The 16006-nt window shown below is 71.6% G+C and carries 13 protein-coding genes and 1 pseudogene; 6 read left to right on the top strand and 8 right to left on the bottom strand.

From position 1 onward, the window contains the following. The first annotated feature begins 18 nt into the window (after positions 1–18). From ACO0M4_RS25450 to ACO0M4_RS25440, 3 genes are read left to right on the top strand one after another with little or no spacing between them, the layout of a single operon-like run. Entirely contained in the window at positions 19–603 is a 585-nt protein-coding gene (locus tag ACO0M4_RS25450) for a GTP-binding protein (protein WP_430373226.1), read from the top strand. Beyond that, positions 600–2042 (top strand): cytochrome P450, encoded by a 1443-nt coding sequence (locus ACO0M4_RS25445; protein ID WP_430373225.1) that lies wholly within the window; start codon positions 600–602, stop codon positions 2040–2042. The genes ACO0M4_RS25450 and ACO0M4_RS25445 overlap by 4 nt, the downstream gene beginning before the upstream one ends. Then, the gene (locus ACO0M4_RS25440; RefSeq protein WP_430373224.1) at positions 1958–3190 is read left to right on the top strand and encodes a cytochrome P450 family protein; all 1233 of its coding nucleotides are present in this window, start codon (positions 1958–1960) and stop codon (positions 3188–3190) included. The genes ACO0M4_RS25445 and ACO0M4_RS25440 overlap by 85 nt, the downstream gene beginning before the upstream one ends. Positions 3191–3370: 180 nt before the next feature. On the opposite strand, the gene ACO0M4_RS25435 is transcribed toward ACO0M4_RS25440, so the two are convergent. Beyond that, on the bottom strand, positions 3371–4090 hold the full coding sequence (locus tag ACO0M4_RS25435) for a TerB family tellurite resistance protein (RefSeq protein WP_430373934.1): 720 nt from the start codon (positions 4088–4090) through the stop codon (positions 3371–3373). Positions 4091–4336: 246 nt separating this feature from the next. Beyond that, positions 4337–6094, bottom strand: coding sequence for a 2-isopropylmalate synthase (gene leuA, locus ACO0M4_RS25430; protein WP_430373223.1), 1758 nt, complete (start codon positions 6092–6094; stop codon positions 4337–4339). A gap of 292 nt (positions 6095–6386) precedes the next feature. Between leuA and ACO0M4_RS25425 the strand changes: the two genes are divergently transcribed. The 3 genes and pseudogenes from ACO0M4_RS25425 to ACO0M4_RS25415 form a co-directional block, all read left to right on the top strand. After that, positions 6387–7478, top strand: a complete 1092-nt coding sequence (locus tag ACO0M4_RS25425) for a M4 family metallopeptidase (protein ID WP_430373222.1) — start codon at positions 6387–6389, stop codon at positions 7476–7478. Between the two features lie 110 nt (positions 7479–7588). Further along, complete coding sequence (locus ACO0M4_RS25420) at positions 7589–7855, top strand: protealysin inhibitor emfourin (protein WP_430373221.1); 267 nt, start codon at positions 7589–7591, stop codon at positions 7853–7855. Positions 7856–7868: 13 nt separating this feature from the next. After that, positions 7869–9284, top strand: a pseudogene (locus ACO0M4_RS25415) (GH1 family beta-glucosidase); the annotation flags it as partial. Between the two features lie 226 nt (positions 9285–9510). Here the strand turns inward: ACO0M4_RS25415 and era are convergent. From era to ACO0M4_RS25385, 6 genes are all read right to left on the bottom strand, one after another. Next, a complete protein-coding gene (gene era / locus ACO0M4_RS25410) occupies positions 9511–10458 on the bottom strand; it encodes a GTPase Era (protein ID WP_430373220.1) in 948 nt (315 codons plus the stop codon). 95 nt (positions 10459–10553) lie between these two features. Beyond that, a complete protein-coding gene (locus ACO0M4_RS25405; protein WP_430373219.1) occupies positions 10554–10916 on the bottom strand; it encodes a cytidine deaminase in 363 nt (120 codons plus the stop codon). An 818-nt stretch (positions 10917–11734) separates the two neighbouring features. Beyond that, entirely contained in the window at positions 11735–13054 is a 1320-nt protein-coding gene (locus ACO0M4_RS25400) for a hemolysin family protein (protein WP_430373218.1), read from the bottom strand. Positions 13055–13065: 11 nt separating this feature from the next. After that, positions 13066–13563, bottom strand: a complete 498-nt coding sequence (gene ybeY / locus ACO0M4_RS25395) for an rRNA maturation RNase YbeY (RefSeq protein WP_430373217.1) — start codon at positions 13561–13563, stop codon at positions 13066–13068. A gap of 39 nt (positions 13564–13602) precedes the next feature. Next, complete coding sequence (locus ACO0M4_RS25390; protein ID WP_430373216.1) at positions 13603–14604, bottom strand: PhoH family protein; 1002 nt, start codon at positions 14602–14604, stop codon at positions 13603–13605. Positions 14605–14779: 175 nt separating this feature from the next. Beyond that, the gene (locus tag ACO0M4_RS25385; protein WP_430373215.1) at positions 14780–15973 is read right to left on the bottom strand and encodes a carbohydrate kinase family protein; all 1194 of its coding nucleotides are present in this window, start codon (positions 15971–15973) and stop codon (positions 14780–14782) included. Between the last annotated feature and the right edge of the window lie 33 nt (positions 15974–16006).

The following is a 16006-nucleotide window of genomic DNA, read 5'->3' as shown; positions in this document are numbered from 1 at the left end:
GGCGCCGGGACCGGCAACATGTACCTCTCCGGCGAGCACCAGACGCTGGTGAAGCTCCTGGTCGCCGGCCCGTTCGGCGTCGGCAAGACCACGCTCATCCGTGCGCTCTCCGAAACCCCGCCGCTGCACACCGAAGAGGTGATGACGCAGAGCGGCGCGATGGTCGACGACCTCGCCGGCGTGCGGGACAAGACCACCACCACCGTCGCCATCGACTTCGGGCGGCTGACGCTGCCCGGGGACCTGGTGCTGTACCTGTTCGGCACGCCGGGGCAGAAGCGTTTCCGCCCCCTGTGGCAGGACATCGCCCGCGGTGCGCTGGGCGCCCTGGTCCTCGCGGACACCCGCCGGCTGGCGGACTCGTTCGAGGTGATGGACATCGTGGAGGAGGCCGGACTGCGCTACGCGGTCGCGGTCAACACCTTCCCCGACGCCCCGCAGTACGACGTGGAGAAGATGCGTGAGGCGCTCGACCTGCACCCGGACACCCCGCTGGTGCTGTGCGACGCCCGCGACCGGGAACAGTCCGTCGACGCGCTGATCGCGCTGGTCCGCCACGTCCTGGACCACACGCCCCTGCCCGAGGAGAACCCGAACCCGTGACTTCCCCGTACGAGCCGGGCGCCGCCCCGCCGCCGTCCCGCCCTGGGCAGGCCGTCCCACCGCCGACGCGCGCCGCCGCCCCACCGCCGGGCTGTCCGGCGCACGGTGCGCCGCCGCAGGCCCCGGCGCACCCGGACGCGCACCCGGACGCGTACGCGCCGGTGAAGCTGTACGGGCCGGACTTCGCCGCCGACCCGGACCGGGTCTACGCGCAGCTGCGGCAGTACGGGGCGCTGGCGCCGGTGGAGATCGCGCCCGAGGTGACCGCGATGCTGGTGACCGACTACCGGGCGGCACTGGAGCTGCTGAACGACGACGCGACCTGGTCCAAGGACTCCCGGGCCTGGATGCAGACCGTCCCGCCGGACTCGCCGGTCCTGCCGATGCTGGGCTGGCGGCCGAACGTCTTCTACAGCGACGGGCCGGCGCACGTTCGCTACCGGGACGTCATCGTCGACAGCTTCAAGCTCGTCGAACCGCACGAGCTGCGGGCCCGGGTGCACCAGGCGGCGGACACCCTGATCCGGCGGTTCGGCGACCGCGGTGAGGCGGATCTGATCGCGGACTACGCGCGGCTGATCCCGCTGCTGATGTTCAACGCCCTCTTCGGGCTGCCCGATTCCTACAGCGACCGGCTGATCTCGGCGATCGCGGGGATGCTGGAGGGCAATTCGCCGGAGGAGGCGGCGGCCTCCAACGAGGCGTTCACGCAGTACATCATGGAGCTGGTCGGCGCGAAGAAGGCGCAGCGGGGCCCGGACCTCACCTCGTGGTTCATGGACCACCCCAACGCCCTGAGCGACGAGGAACTGATCCACAACGTCATCCTCGTGATGGGCGCCGGCAACGAGCCGCTCGCCAACCTGATCGGCAACGCGCTGTCCCGCATGCTGTCCGACGACCGCTACTACAGCACCGTCTCCGGTGGCGCGCTGACCGTCCACGACGCCATCAACGAGGTGCTGTGGAACGACCCGCCGATGGCCAACTACTCCGCCCACTTCCCGGTCCGGGACGTCTTCTTCCACGGCACCTGGGTGCGCGCCGGGCAGCTGGTGATGGTCTCGTACGCGGCGGCCAACAGCCAGTTCGACACCACGGCCACCCACGGCCCGGGGTCGGGCAGCGGATCCCATCTGGCCTGGGCGGCCGGACCGCACGCCTGCCCGGTGAAGCGGCACGCGCTGCTGATCGCGATCACCGCGATCGAGCGGCTCACCGCCTGGCTCTCGGACATCGAACTCGCCGTCACGCCGGCGGAGTTGGAGTGGCGTAACGGGGCATTCCACCGGGCCCTGGCCGCCCTCCCGACCCGCTTCACCCCCATCACCCCGGATCAGGCAGGAGCTACGCCTTGGCACAACAGCGACCGCAGCCCGTCGTCATCGACCCGGCCGGAACCGACATCCACGGCGAAGGAACCCGCCTCCGCGCACTAGGCGCGGCGGCCCGGATAGAACTGCCCGGCGGCATCCAGGCGTGGGGGGTGACCGGTCACGCCCTGCTCAAGCAGCTGCTCACCGACGACCGGATCTCGAAGAACCCGCGGGACCACTGGCCGGAGTGGCAGCGCGAGGAGATCCGCGGCAGCTGGCTCCAGTCGTGGATCGGCGTGACGAACATGTTCACCGCCTACGGTCCCGACCACCGGCGGCTGCGGAAGCTGATCGCCCCGGCGTTCACCGCGCGCCGGACGGACGCCATGGTGCCGCGGGTGGAGCAGATCACCGGCGACTTACTGGACGGGCTGGCGGCGCGCCCGGCCGGCGAGGTCATCGACCTGCGGGAATCCTTCAACCACCCGCTCCCCATGCAGGTGATCTGCGAGTTGTTCGGCTACCCGGAGGGTGCGCCGCGGCTCGAACTGGCCCGGATCGTCTCGGAGATCATGGACACCACGGCCACTCCGGAGCAGACCGCCGCGACCTGGGTGTCGGTCAACGAACTGCTCGGTTCGCTGGTCGCGGCCAAGCGCGCGGAACCCGCGGACGACCTGACCAGCCTGCTGGTCGCGGCCCGGGACGACGCGGGCCAGGGGATGACCGAGCAGGAGCTGCGGGACACCCTGCTACTGGTCATCGGCGCCGGCCACGAGACCACCGTGGACCTGCTGGGCAACGCGGTGTACGCCCTGCTGACCCACCCCGAGCAGTTGAAGCTGGTGCGGGACGGCGCGGCGTCGTGGAACGACGTCATCGAGGAGACGCTGCGCTGGTCGCCGAGCATCGCGAGCCTGCCGCTGCGGTTCGCGGTGGAGGACGTCGAGCTGCCGCACGGCGAGGTGATCCGCAAGGGCGAGGCGCTGCTCCCGATGTACGCGGCGGCCGGCCGGGACCGTGAGCAGCACGGCGCGGACGCCGCCACGTTCGACATCCAGCGGGCGAGCCAGGAGCACCTGGCGTTCGGGCACGGGGTGCACCACTGCATCGGTGCGCCGCTGGCCCGACTGGAGGCGCGGACCGCGCTGCCGGCCCTCTTCGAGCGGTTCCCAGACCTCCAACTGGCCGTTCCTGCCGAGGAGTTGCAGCCGACGGGCGGATTCATCTCGGGCGGGCTGGCGAGCCTGCCGGTGCGACTGACGGCCTGAGGGCGCGGCGCGTAACAAGCGGGAGACGCGGGGACGCGCGAGGAGCGTCCGGCGAGCATGCGGCCCCGCCACCGGTTCCGTCCGGTGGCGGGGCCGTCCTCGTGCCGGGCGGCGCCTGGGGGCGGGGCACCACCGCGGGCCGGGGTCTTCGGGCGCGGGCCAGGGTCTTCGGGCGCGGCCCTAGCCGCGGTAGCGCGACGAGCGGGCCGCCGCGGCCAGCAGGCGGTCGATGTCCTCCGGGCGGAGCATCAGGGCGGCGCCTGCGGTGCTGAGCGCCTCGCGTTCGGCGGGGGTGCAGGGGCCGTCGGCGAGGGCGATCCGGGCGCCCTGGAGGAGCAGCGACTCCCGCCCGGCGGGGGCGAGATGCGGCGCCAGCGGCTCCAGCGCCTCGTGGAGCTCTATGGCCAGCGCGGTGCCGCACGGGTCGAGGCCCTGGTGTCCGCAGTGGCCGCCGGTGGCCGCCTCGTAGGTGCCGGTCAGCCGGCCGGTGTCGGCGGCGAGCGCGGCGAGCAGGGTGAGCAGTTGGTCCTCGGTGCAGTCGGCGGAGCCGGCCGCACGGACGGCGGTGACCGCGGCGTCGCGGACCGTGCGGGAGGCCGTGCCGCCGGCCGCAAGCAGGGCCAGGGTCAGGGTGTGGACGGCGTCCCGGAGCATCGTGGAGAGCCGGACGGTGGTGGGGTGGTCGAGGGCGTCCAGCCCGAAGTGGCCCCGGCAGGCCGAGCATTCGAGGACCGGGCCGGCGTCGCCGCGGGCCAGGACGGGGATGCCGAGGACGAGGAGGCGGCGCCGGCCGGTGCGGCGGAGGTAGTTGCGGTCGCCGCCGCAGTCGGGGCAGAAGAACTCGCCGTCGGCGACGGTCCGCCACGAGGTGCGCACCCCCACCACACATACGTTGCGCATCACGTCAGCCTCCGTAACTCCCCCACGCCTTAAGGGCGCGGGGGAACCCCCCCCGGCCCCGTCGCCGCTCGTTACGTGATGTTAGCCACATCGGTGATGCGCCGTCAGCACCTCGTATCGGACAACGGTCGGGCGGCTGGCCGGATGCCGGCGGGGATGCGTACGGAATGTGTACGAGACGCGCCCGGCCCCGCCGTTCCGGGGTGCGGAGCGGCGGGGCCGGGCGGGAGGTGACGCGACCTGGGGTCAGCGCGCCGCGCGGTTGACGGCGGAAACCACGGCCTTGAGGGAGGCGCGGGTGGTGTTGGCGTCGATGCCGATGCCCCACAGCACCTTGCCGTCGATGACGCACTCGATGTACGAGGCGGCCTGCGCGGAGGCGCCCTCGCTCATGGTGTGCTCCTGGTAGTCCAGCAGGCGGGCGTCGATGCCCAGGCCCTGGAGCGCGGCGAAGAACGCGGAGATCGGGCCGTTGCCGGAGCCGGTCAGGACGGTTTCGGTGCCGTCCACCTCGGCCTCGACGGTGAGGGTGTCGACGCCGTCCTTGTCGGTGGTGGTCTGCCCGGCCCTGACCTGGATGCGGCCCCACGGGTTCTGCGGGTTGGGCAGGTACTCGTCCTGGAAGGTGTCCCAGATGTCCTTCGGGGTGACCTCGCCGCCCTCGGTGTCGGTCTTCTCCTGGATGATCCGGGAGAACTCGATCTGCATCCGGCGCGGGAGGTCCAGCTTGTGGTCGTTCTTCAGGACGTAGGCGATACCGCCCTTGCCGGACTGCGAGTTGACCCGAATGACCGCCTCGTACGAACGCCCCACGTCCTTGGGGTCGATCGGCAGGTACGGCACCGCCCACTCGATGTCGTCGACGGTCTTGCCCTGGGCGGCGGCGTCGGCCTCCAGCGCGTCGAAGCCCTTCTTGATGGCGTCCTGGTGGGAGCCGGAGAAGGCGGTGTAGACCAGGTCGCCCGCGTAGGGGTGGCGCGGGTGGACCTCCATCTGGTTGCAGTACTCGCTGGTGCGGCGGATCTCGTCGATCTGCGAGAAGTCGATCTGCGGGTCGACACCCTGGGAGAAGAGGTTCATGCCCAGCGTCACCAGGTCGACGTTGCCGGTGCGCTCGCCCTGGCCGAACAGACAGCCCTCGACGCGGTCGGCGCCGGCCATCACGGCGAGTTCGGCGGCGGCGACGGCGGTGCCGCGGTCGTTGTGCGGGTGCGTGGACAGGCAGACGAACTCACGCCGGGTCAGGTGGCGCGACATCCACTCGAACCGGTCGGCGTGCGTGCTGGGAGTCGAACGCTCCACGGTGGCCGGCAGGTTGAGGATGATCTCGCGGCCCGCCTCGGGCTGCCAGACGTCCATCACCCCTTCGCAGACCTCCAGCGCGAAGTCCAGCTCGGTGTCAGTGAAGATCTCCGGGCTGTACTGGTAGCCGAAGACCGTCTCGTCGCCCAGCAGTTTGTCGGCGTACTCCAGCACCAGCCGGGTGCCGTCCACCGCGATCTGCTTGACCTGCTCCTTCGAGCCACGGAAGACGACCCGGCGGAAGGTGGGTGCGGTGGCGTTGTAGAGGTGGACGGTGGCCCGGGGAGCGCCGCGCAGCGACTCGACGGTCCGCTCGATCAGCTCCTCGCGGGCCTGCGTCAGGACGGAGATCGTCACGTCCTCGGGGATCGCGCCCTCTTCGATGATCGACCGGACGAACGCGAAGTCGGTCTCGCCGGACGACGGGAAGCCGACCTCGATCTCCTTGTAGCCCAGGCGTACCAGCAGGTCGAACATCTCGCGCTTGCGGGCCGGCGACATCGGGTCGATCAGTGCCTGGTTGCCGTCGCGCAGGTCGGTGGAGAGCCACCGGGGTGCCTTGGTGATCCGCTTCTCCGGCCAGGTGCGGTCGGCCAGGTCCACGGCCTCGAACGGGCGGTACTTGTGGATCGGCATCCCGGACGGCGCTTGCGCGTGGGTGGCGTTGGTGATCGGAGTGGGGCGGCCGACAGGCTGCGACATTGCGTAGGGCTCCTCGGGGAGATCCGTGTGACGGCCGACGGTCGAACGCAGCACCAAATCCCGCGGGGAGGGGGTCGGCCTACGACTACAGGCCCTCGCCGCGGCAGCTAAGGAGAAGCAGCCCGAAACGCATGATGGGCAGCACGTTAGCCGAGGTACCGAAGATCCGCAGTCGCGTATCAGTATGCGGGACCGCCCGGAGGTAGGGGCGAAAATGCGGCCAACCACACGTTTTCGGGAACTTCGGCCGCCGCCAGTGACAGACGCATTACACAGTGCCACCGTTTTATCCATGAAGGAAACCGTGACCCAGCCGCGCACCACACCCGCCCCCACGACCTCTGTGTTCTGCACGATCGTGCCGCCGCACATCCTCGGCAAGCTCGCCGAGTCCGACGACCCGGCCCGGCACGAGCCCGCCCGCCGCACCCTGGAGCACGACGCCCTCCACCGCACCCGCCGCACCGACCTGGCCGCCCAGGCCCTCGCCCCACAGGAGGCCCGGGCCGCCGCCGACAAGCCGAACCGCACCATCTACGACGCCGGCCACCAGCAGGACCTCCCCGGCACCAAGGTCCACTCCGAGTCCGACGGCCCCGCCAAGGACGCCTCCGTCAACCGCGCGCAGGCCGGCCTCGGCGCCACCTTCGAGCTCTACCTGAAGGTCTACGGCCGCAAGTCCATCGACGGCAAGGGCCTCCCGCTCGACGCCACCGTCCACTACGGCGAGAAGTACGACAACGCCTTCTGGGACGGCCAGCGGATGGTCTTCGGCGACGGCGACGGCACGCTCTTCCGGGACTTCACCATCCCCGTCGACGTCATCGGCCACGAGCTCACCCACGGCGTCACCCAATACACCGCCAACCTCGACTACCAGGGCCAGTCCGGTGCCCTCAACGAGTCCATCTCCGACGTCTTCGGCTCCCTGATCAAGCAGTACGCGCTGGGCCAGACCACCGACCAGGCCGACTGGCTGATCGGCGCGGACCTGCTCGCCCCGGGCGTGCACGGGCAGGGCCTGCGTTCGATGAAGGCCCCCGGCACCGCCTACGACGACCCCCAGCTCGGCAAGGACCCGCAGCCCGCCACGATGGCCGGCTACGTCCAGACAGCCGACGACAACGGCGGCGTCCACCTGAACTCCGGCATCCCCAACCACGCCTTCTACCTCGTCGCCAGCGCGCTGGGCGGCAAGGCGTGGGAGCGCGCCGGCCAGATCTGGTACGACGTCCTGACCGGCGGCCACCTGGCCAAGAACGCCCAGTTCGCCGACTTCGCCCACCTCACCGTGCAGGCCGCCCAGACCCGCTACGGCGCGTCGGGCGCGGAGCACGAGGCCGTGGTCAAGGCATGGTCCACGGTCGGCCTCACCGGCAAGTAAGCCCACCGGCGCCCCCGGGCGGGAGCGGCACCCGTCGCAGCTCCCGCCCTCCCGGGTGTCCGCCGCCTTCCCCGGTCGACTACTCGCGCCCCACCGGGTAGAAGCCCCCCATGCGCATCCACATCCGCCGCACCGGCGGCTTCGCCGGCATCGAGCGCCACGCCGAGATCGACACCGCCGACCGCACCGACGCCACCGACTGGCACACCCTCGCCGACCGCGCCCTGGCCGCCGCCCACGCCGCCCCGCCCACCGGCGTCCCCGACGGTTTCCGCTACGCCCTCACCGTCGACGACAAGACCGCCTACTGCACCGACCCCGACCTCACCGACGACCAGCGCGAACTGATCACGCGCGTGCTGAAGGAGGGGGCGTAGCGACACCGGGGCCTTCCCCCGGGATTTCCTGTGGGGGGTGTCCACCTCCGCAGCCCAGATCGAGGGGGCGGTGGACGAGGACGGGCGCGGGCCCTCCACCTGGGACGTGTTCGCGGCCGAGGCCGAGCGGATCAAGGACGGCTCGACCCCCCGGGTGACGACCGACCACTACCACCGCTACCGGGAGGACGTGGCGCTGCTGGAGGATCTGGGCGTCGGCGCGTACCGCTTCTCCGTGGCCTGGCCACGCGTGGTGCCCCAGGGCCGCGGGGCGGTCAACGAGGCGGGGCTGGACTTCTACGACCGGCTGGTGGACGCGCTGCTGGAGGCCGAGATCGCACCGGTGCCGACGCTGTTCCACTGGGACACCCCGCAGCCCCTGGAGGCGGCCGGCGGCTGGCTCGTCCGGGAGACCGCCGAGCACTTCGCGGCGTACGCGGACACGGTGGCGGCCCGGCTCGGTGACCGGGTGGCGCACTGGATCAACCTCAACGAACCGGCCGAACTGACCCTGCTGGGCTACGGCCTGGGCCAGCACGCGCCCGGCCGGCACCTGCTCTTCGACGCGCTGCCCGCCGCCCACCACCAACTGCTGGGCCACCGCCTCGCCGTCCAGGCACTGCGCGCCCGCGGCGCCACCGGCATCGGAATCGCCAACTCACACGGCCCGACCTGGCCGGCGTCCGACTCCCCCGCCGACACCGAGGCCGCCGACTTCTACGACCTGCTGCTCAACCGGCTCTTCGCCGAACCGATCCTGCTCGGCCGCTACCCGGACGAAGGGATCGCCGCACTGCTCCCCGGCCCGGTCACCGACGACCTCAAGACCATCTCCACGCCGCTGGACTGGTACGGGATCAACTACTACCAGCCGACGCAGGTCGGGGCGCCGGAGCCGGCGACCACCGGGGCGGACTTCTCCGGGGTCCGGCTACCGCCCGGGCTGCCGTTCGCACCCCGGGAAATCCAGGGGCGCCCGCGAACCGGCTTCGGCTGGCCGGTGGTCCCCGAAGCCCTCACCGAACTGCTTCTGGCCTTCCACGAGCGGTACGGGCCCAGCCTGCCGCCGGTGATGATCACGGAAAACGGCTGCGCGTACGACGGGATCGAGGACCCCGAGCGGATCGCCTTCCTCGACGGGCACCTACGGGCACTACGGACGGCGATGGACGCCGGGGTCGATGTCCGTGGCTACTTCGCGTGGTCCCTGCTGGACAACTTCGAGTGGGCGGAGGGGTTCCGCCAGCGGTTCGGGCGGGTCCGCTGCGCGGGGCCGCGCCGTACGTTGCCGGGTGCGGCACCGTTTCGCCTGCGGCGGGCGTTGCCGCTGCGCGGGCTGTTCGGCCGCGGTGCCGGGGCTGTGGGGGTGGAATCCAGGTCAGTTGGGGTACCGACAGTGGGCCAGTGCAGGTCCGCTGTTGAGCAGTGACCGTTAGGCAACCACTCGGCCTAGCCACCCACCCTCTTTCCCCACCCCACAACGGGAGGTGGCGGGGCGGAGGGGTCGGTGTTCAGGACGTAAAGCGCAGCAGTCCTGAACACCGACCCCTCCGTCCCGCCACCGCACCCAACAGCCCCGCGCAGCGGACAACAACCCACGCCGCAGGCGAAACGACAAGAACCCCCACGGCGGGACGGCCGACAGCGTGGGAGGTCTAAAACCCCAGCTTGCGGAGCTGCTTAGGGTCCCGCTGCCAGTCCTTGGCGACCTTGACGTGCAGGTCCAGGAAGACCGGGGTGCCCAGCAGCGCCTCGATGTGCTTGCGGGACTTGGTGCCGACATCCTTGAGCCGCTTGCCCTTGGGGCCGATGATGATCCCCTTCTGGCTGGGGCGCTCGATGTAGACGTTGGCGTGGATGTCCAGCAGCGGCTTGTCGGCGGGCCGGTCCTCGCGGGGCAGCATCTCCTCGACGACGACGGCGATGGAGTGCGGCAGCTCGTCGCGGACGCCTTCCAGCGCGGCCTCGCGGATCAGCTCGGCGACCATGACCTGCTCCGGCTCGTCGGTGAGGTCGCCTTCCGGGTAGAGGGCCGGGCTCTCGGGGAGCAGCGGCACGAGCAGGTCGGCGAGGAGCGACACCTGCTGGTCGCCGACCGCGGAGACCGGGATGATCTCGGCCCACTCGATGCCCAGTTCCTTGCCGAGCCGGTCGATGGCGAGCAGCTGGGTGGCCAGCGCCTTGGAGTCGACCAGGTCGGTCTTGGTGACGATGGCGACCTTGGGGGTCTTCTTGATGGCGGCCAGTTCGGCGGCGATGTAGCGGTCGCCGGGGCCGAGCTTCTGGTCGGCGGGGAGGCAGAAGCCGATCACGTCGACCTCGGACCAGGTGGTGCGGACGACGTCGTTGAGCCGCTCGCCGAGGAGGGTGCGCGGCTTGTGCAGCCCGGGGGTGTCGACCAGGACCAGCTGGGCGTCGGGCCGGTGCACGATGCCGCGCACGGTGTGGCGGGTGGTCTGCGGGCGGTTGGAGGTGATCGCCACCTTCGTCCCGACGAGAGCGTTCGTCAGGGTGGACTTGCCCGCGTTGGGTCGGCCGACGAAGCAGGCGAAGCCGGCGCGGTGGGGGGCAGTGGACTCGGTGCGAACGCTCATGGCGCCCATTCTCCCCGATCCCCGCGGCCGCTCCGACCATCTGGCGCTCCGGCCGTTCCGGGGCGGGGCGCGCAGGGCGGCGGGCGCCCCGCCCGGTGGTGCGGTCAGGCCGAGGGGCCCGCGGGGACGCTGGTGCGCAGGGTGCCGTCGGGGGCGGCGACCAGGACGGGGGTGTCGGGGCCGCCGAGGTCACGGACGGCGGCCCGGTCGGCGTCGGCGGCCTGCTCGGCGTCGGTGACCACGGCCGCGGCCTCCAGGGACGTGGCGCCGCTGGCGACGGCCATCGCGACGGCCGTCTGCAACGCGCTGAGCTGCAGGGAGTCCAGGGCGACGGTGCCGGCGACGTAGGTGCGGCCGGTCTCGTCGCGGACGGCGGCGCCCTCGGGGACGCCGTTACGGGCCCGCGCAGAGCGCGCGAGCGTGATGATCTTGCGGTCTTCGGGGTCCAGCGGTGCGGCTTCGGTCATACGGGCGAGCATATGCGGGGCCCGAGCGGGGCGTACGGGGGCGGGCCCGCGGTCCGTGCCGGACGCCCGGACCGTCCCGCGCCCCCGCGACCGAGGCGTCGAGGACAGGGGCAGGCGGACAGGCGGAGGAGATAGGGGAGATCGAGGCCCTTGGGGGAACGCACGATGGCTGAAGAGTCCGGTTGCCCCGCTCCCCTGTGCCGGGGCACCCGGCTCTCCAGCCAACGTCGTTTCCGGGTCCGCACCGGGCGGTGCCGCCGCAGGCGTGCCTGCGGGGCGATCGCCCGGTCCGGAGTCGTGTGTGACCACCGGGTCGCCGGTCACCGTCGTCGGTGTCCGGCCCCCCTCCCGGCGCCCGTGCTCGCGATGTCCGCGGCCTGGCCGGACGTCATCGCGAATACTGCGGTGATTTTTCCGTCACCGCCCGGCGGCACGTGCTGAAAGGACCGCGCCGGGGAAATGCGCCGCGCCATCGACGGCGCCCCCGGATTCCTCACCTCTGGTTTTTCTGCTCGCGGCGAGCGCGTCGATTCCGCCCGGACGGACCGCCCGCAGAGCCGCCGCGATGGTGGGCATCACCACGGCTTTCCTCCCACGCATTTCGTTCAGCTTCCCTCTGCCGTAAAACACCGACGCCCTTTCCGGCGCCGGTTCGAAGATCTTTCCACGGAATTAGTGAGGGAATCCAGGGTTGCCGGAAATGGCTTTGAGGATATTTCCGCTGTACTGGAGATCAGTAGCCGTGCGGGGCCGGATGCCCCGGAATCGGCGGTGCTGCCAGGTGGCGCCGCGGGCCGCGGAGGGCGCCGGGCGGGCGGTCAGCCGCCGGCGCGGTCAGCCGCCGCGTCCGCCGCGCGGACCGGTTCGCAGAGCACCGTGACGATCTTGTTGCGGCGGCCGGCGGGCGCCTCGGCGATCAGCCGCAGCGCCTTGAGGTCCGGGTCCGAGGCGTCGTCGGAGAGGTCGATCTCGGCGGTCGCCCCGGCGATCGGGACCTTACCCAGCTGCTTGGCGAGCAGTCCGCCGACCGTCTCCACGTCCTCGTCGTCCAGCTCCGCCAGGCCGTACAGCTCGCCCAGGGCGCCGATGTCGAGGCGGGCGGTGACGCGGTAGCGGCCGCCGCCCAGGTCCTGCACGGGCGGGAGTTCCCGGTCGTACTCGTCGGTGATCTCGCCGACGATCTCCTCCAGGATGTCCTCGATGGTGACGATGCCGGCGGTGCCGCCGTATTCGTCGATCACCACCGCGACGTGATTGCGGTCCCGCTGCATTTCGCGCAGCAGATCACCGGCATTCTTGGTGTCGGGGACGAACACCGCCGGGCGCATCGCCGTGGAGACCAGTTCGTTCTCCGCGTCGCGGCTGATGTGCACCTTGCGGGCGAGGTCCTTGAGGTAGACCACGCCGACGATGTCGTCCTCGTTCTCCCCGGTCACCGGGATCCGGGAGAAACCGGAGCGCAGTGCCAGGGTCAGCGCCTGCCGGATGGTCTTGAACCGCTCGACGGAGATCAGGTCGGTGCGGGGCACCATCACCTCCCGGACGAGGGTGTCGCCGAGTTGGAAGACCGAGTGCACCATCCGGCGCTCCTCGTCCTCGATCAGCGACTCCTTCTCGGCCAGGTCCACCAGGGACCGCAGCTCCGCCTCGGAGGCGAACGGGCCCTTGCGGAAGCCCTTGCCGGGGGTGAGGGCGTTGCCGAGCAGGATCAGCAACTGCGGCACCGGGCCCATCACCCGGGCCAGCGGCAGCAGGACGTACGCCGCCGCGGTGGTGGTGTTGAGCGGGTGCTGGCGGCCGATGGTGCGCGGGGAGACTCCCACGGCGACGTAGGAGACCAGCACCATCACCGCGATGGCGACGGTCAGCGCCTGCCAGGTCGTGTCGAAGGAGCGCAGGCAGGCGTAGGTGACCAGGGCGCCGGCGGCCACCTCGCAGCCGACCCGCACCAGCAGCGCGAGGTTGAGGTAGCGGGTGGGGTCGGCGGCGACCGCGGCGAGCTTGGCGCTGCCCCGGCGGCCGGAGCGCACGGCCTCCTCGGCGCGGAAGCTCGTCGTCCGGGCCAGTCCGGCCTCCGCGCAGGCGGCGAGCCAGGCGACCACGACGAGCAGTACCGCGACGGCGATCAGGGTGGTCATCGCGCGCCCCGTCAGGTCAGGGTCGGGGCCGGCGAGGGACCGGTCATCCCGTGCTCCGCCCGCCAGCCGTCGATGATCGCGGCCTGGAGGCCGAACATCTCGGCCTTCTCGTCCGGCTCCTCGTGGTCGTAACCGAGCAGGTGCAGCACGCCGTGGACGGTCAGCAGCTGGAGTTCCTCGTCCATGCTGTGCTCCGTCGGGGCCTCCTTGCCCTGCTTCTCGGCGACCTCCGGGCAGAGCACGATGTCGCCGAGGAGGCCCTGCGGCGGCTCCTCGTCGTCCTTGGCCGGCGGCCGCAGCTCGTCCATCGGGAAGGACATGACGTCGGTCGGGCCGGGGAGGTCCATCCACTGGAGGTGGAGCTGCTCCATGGCCTCGGCGTCCACGACGATGACGGACAGCTCGGAGAGCGGGTGGATCCGCATCCGGGCCAGGGCATAGCGGGCGACGTCCAGGACCGCCTGCTCGTCGATATCCGTACCGGACTCGTTGTTGACGTCGATCGACATGGGGAAGGTGGGTCTCGCTTCTTGGTCGCGCAGCGCGGGCTACTTGCCGTTGCGGCTGTCGTACTTCTCGTAGGCGTCGACGATACGGCCGACGAGCTTGTGCCGGACCACGTCCCTGCTGGTGAGCTCGGAGAAGTGCACGTCGTCGACGCCGGTCAGGATGTCCCGGACCTGGCGCAGACCGCTCTTCGTGCCGCCCGGCAGGTCGATCTGGGTCACATCGCCGGTGATGACTATCTTCGAGTCGAAGCCGAGCCGGGTGAGGAACATCTTCATCTGCTCGGGATTGGTGTTCTGCGCCTCGTCGAGAAGGATGAAGGCGTCATTGAGGGTCCGGCCGCGCATGTACGCCAGCGGCGCGACCTCGATCGTCCCCGCCGCCATCAGCCGCGGGATGGAATCCGGGTCGAGCATGTCGTGCAGCGCGTCGTAGAGCGGGCGCAGATAGGGGTCGATCTTCTCGTAGAGGGTGCCGGGCAGGAAGCCCAGGCGCTCTCCGGCCTCGACCGCGGGGCGGGTCAGGATGATGCGGTTGACCTGCTTGGCCTGGAGGGCCTGGACGGCCTTGGCCATGGCCAGGTAGGTCTTGCCGGTGCCGGCCGGCCCGATCCCGAAGACGATGGTGTGCTTGTCGATGGCGTCGACGTAGCGCTTCTGGTTGAGGGTCTTGGGGCGGATGGTGCGGCCGCGGTTGGAGAGGATGTTCTGGGTGAGCACCTCGGCCGGGGTCTCGCTGGCTCCGTCGCCGTTCTCCGCCGCGCGCAGCATGGCGATGGAGCGTTCCACTGCGTCCTCCGTCATCGGTTGTCCGGTGCGGAGCACCAGCATCATCTCGTCGAAAAGGCGCTGGATCAGGGCGACTTCCCGGGCGTCGCCGACCGCGCTGACCTCGTTGCCCCGGACGTGGATGTCGGTGGCGGGGAAGGCGTCCTCGATCACACGCAGGAGCGAGTCGCCGGATCCCAGGACCGTCACCATCGGGTGCTTGGCCGGGACCGTGAACTGGGCGCTCGCCTGCGCTCGTGTGGGTGTCTGCGTCATGGGTAGGCCGGGTGGCCTGCTCAACCCCCATCCTTTGCTCATCACAGGTGCGGACCTCGACAGCGGTGCCCGCACTGGCTCCTTGCGCTACCAGAGTACGACGGGGCACTGACAAGCCGGTCGGCTTTTCCGGGACGGCCGCGGAGGGCACCGGAGGGCGGGCCGGGCGGTGCGCTCAGGCCGGGCGGCGGAAACCGATCGTGGGGACCGCGCGGGCCAGCGGCGCGGACCCGGTCGGGCACGTGGAGTCCGCCGGTCCGGTAGCGCCGGGGATCACTCCCGACTCGGGCAGTACGGCGTCCAGGAAGCCGTACTGGTGGCGCAGCCCGGCGGCGGCCCTGGTGTCGCAGGCCCGGACCCGCCGCCACCAGGCGGCGATCTCCGCCCAGCCGGGCGCGGAGAGCGAACCGCCGAACTCCTGCACCGACAGGGCGGCGCTCAGCCCGGCGAAGGACAGCCGGTCGGCCAGCGGCCAGTCGGCGAGGGTGCCGGTGACGAAGCCGGCGACGAAGACGTCCCCGGCCCCGGTCGGGTCCAGTGCCTCCACCATGATGGCGGGCACCTCGGCGCTCTCGCCGGTGCGGGCGTCCACCGCGTACGCGCCCTCCGAGCCGAGCGTGACGACGGCGAGCGGCACCAGGTCGGCGAGCCGGCGGGCGGCGGCGCGCGGGCAGTCGGTGCGGGTGTAGCGCATCGCCTCCTCGGCGTTGGGCAGGAACGCCTCGCAGTGCTCCAGGTCGGCGAGGTCGGTCGGGTCCCAGCGGCCGGAGTCGTCCCAGCCGACGTCGGCGAAGATCCGACTGCCACGACCGGCCGCACAGCCCAGCCAGCCCTCCCGGCGGCCGGGGACGAGCGAGGCGACGCAGGCCCGGGTCGGCGGCGGGCAGCCGGGCGCGTGCGCCCCGTCGAAGGCGTGCTCCGGGGGCGGCGCCTCGTGGCCGTGCGAGACCATGGTGCGCTCGCCCTCGTAGGCCATCGAGACGGTGACCGGCGAGTGCCAGCCGGGGACCTTCCGGGAGAGCTCCAGGTCGATGCCCTCGCCCTGTTCCAGCGCCTCCCAGCAGTACTCGCCGTACATGTCGTCGCCGAACGCGGCGGCCAGGGAGGTGCGCAGCCCGAGCCGGGCCAGCGCGGTGGCCATGTTGGCGACGCCGCCGGGGCTGGAGCCCATGCCGCGGGCCCAGGACTCGGTGCCGCGGATCGGGGCGGAATCCAGGCCGGTGAAGATGATGTCGAGGAAGACGGTGCCGGTGAGGTAGACGTCGGTGGGCGGATCGTCGTCGCGGCGCACCGCGGCCAGCGGATCGAGCCCCGGCGGCACGGCGGCCGGCCCCTCGGGCGGTTGGACATCGCGTCGGCCTGTGTTCACCGCGCTCGCCCCTCTCGTACTCAACTCGTGCCG

This window comes from Streptomyces sp. RGM 3693, from assembly GCF_050471125.1.
Taxonomy (GTDB): domain Bacteria; phylum Actinomycetota; class Actinomycetes; order Streptomycetales; family Streptomycetaceae; genus Streptomyces.
Note: the sequence above shows the minus strand (reverse complement) of the source record. Positions and strands in the feature narration are given on the sequence as shown.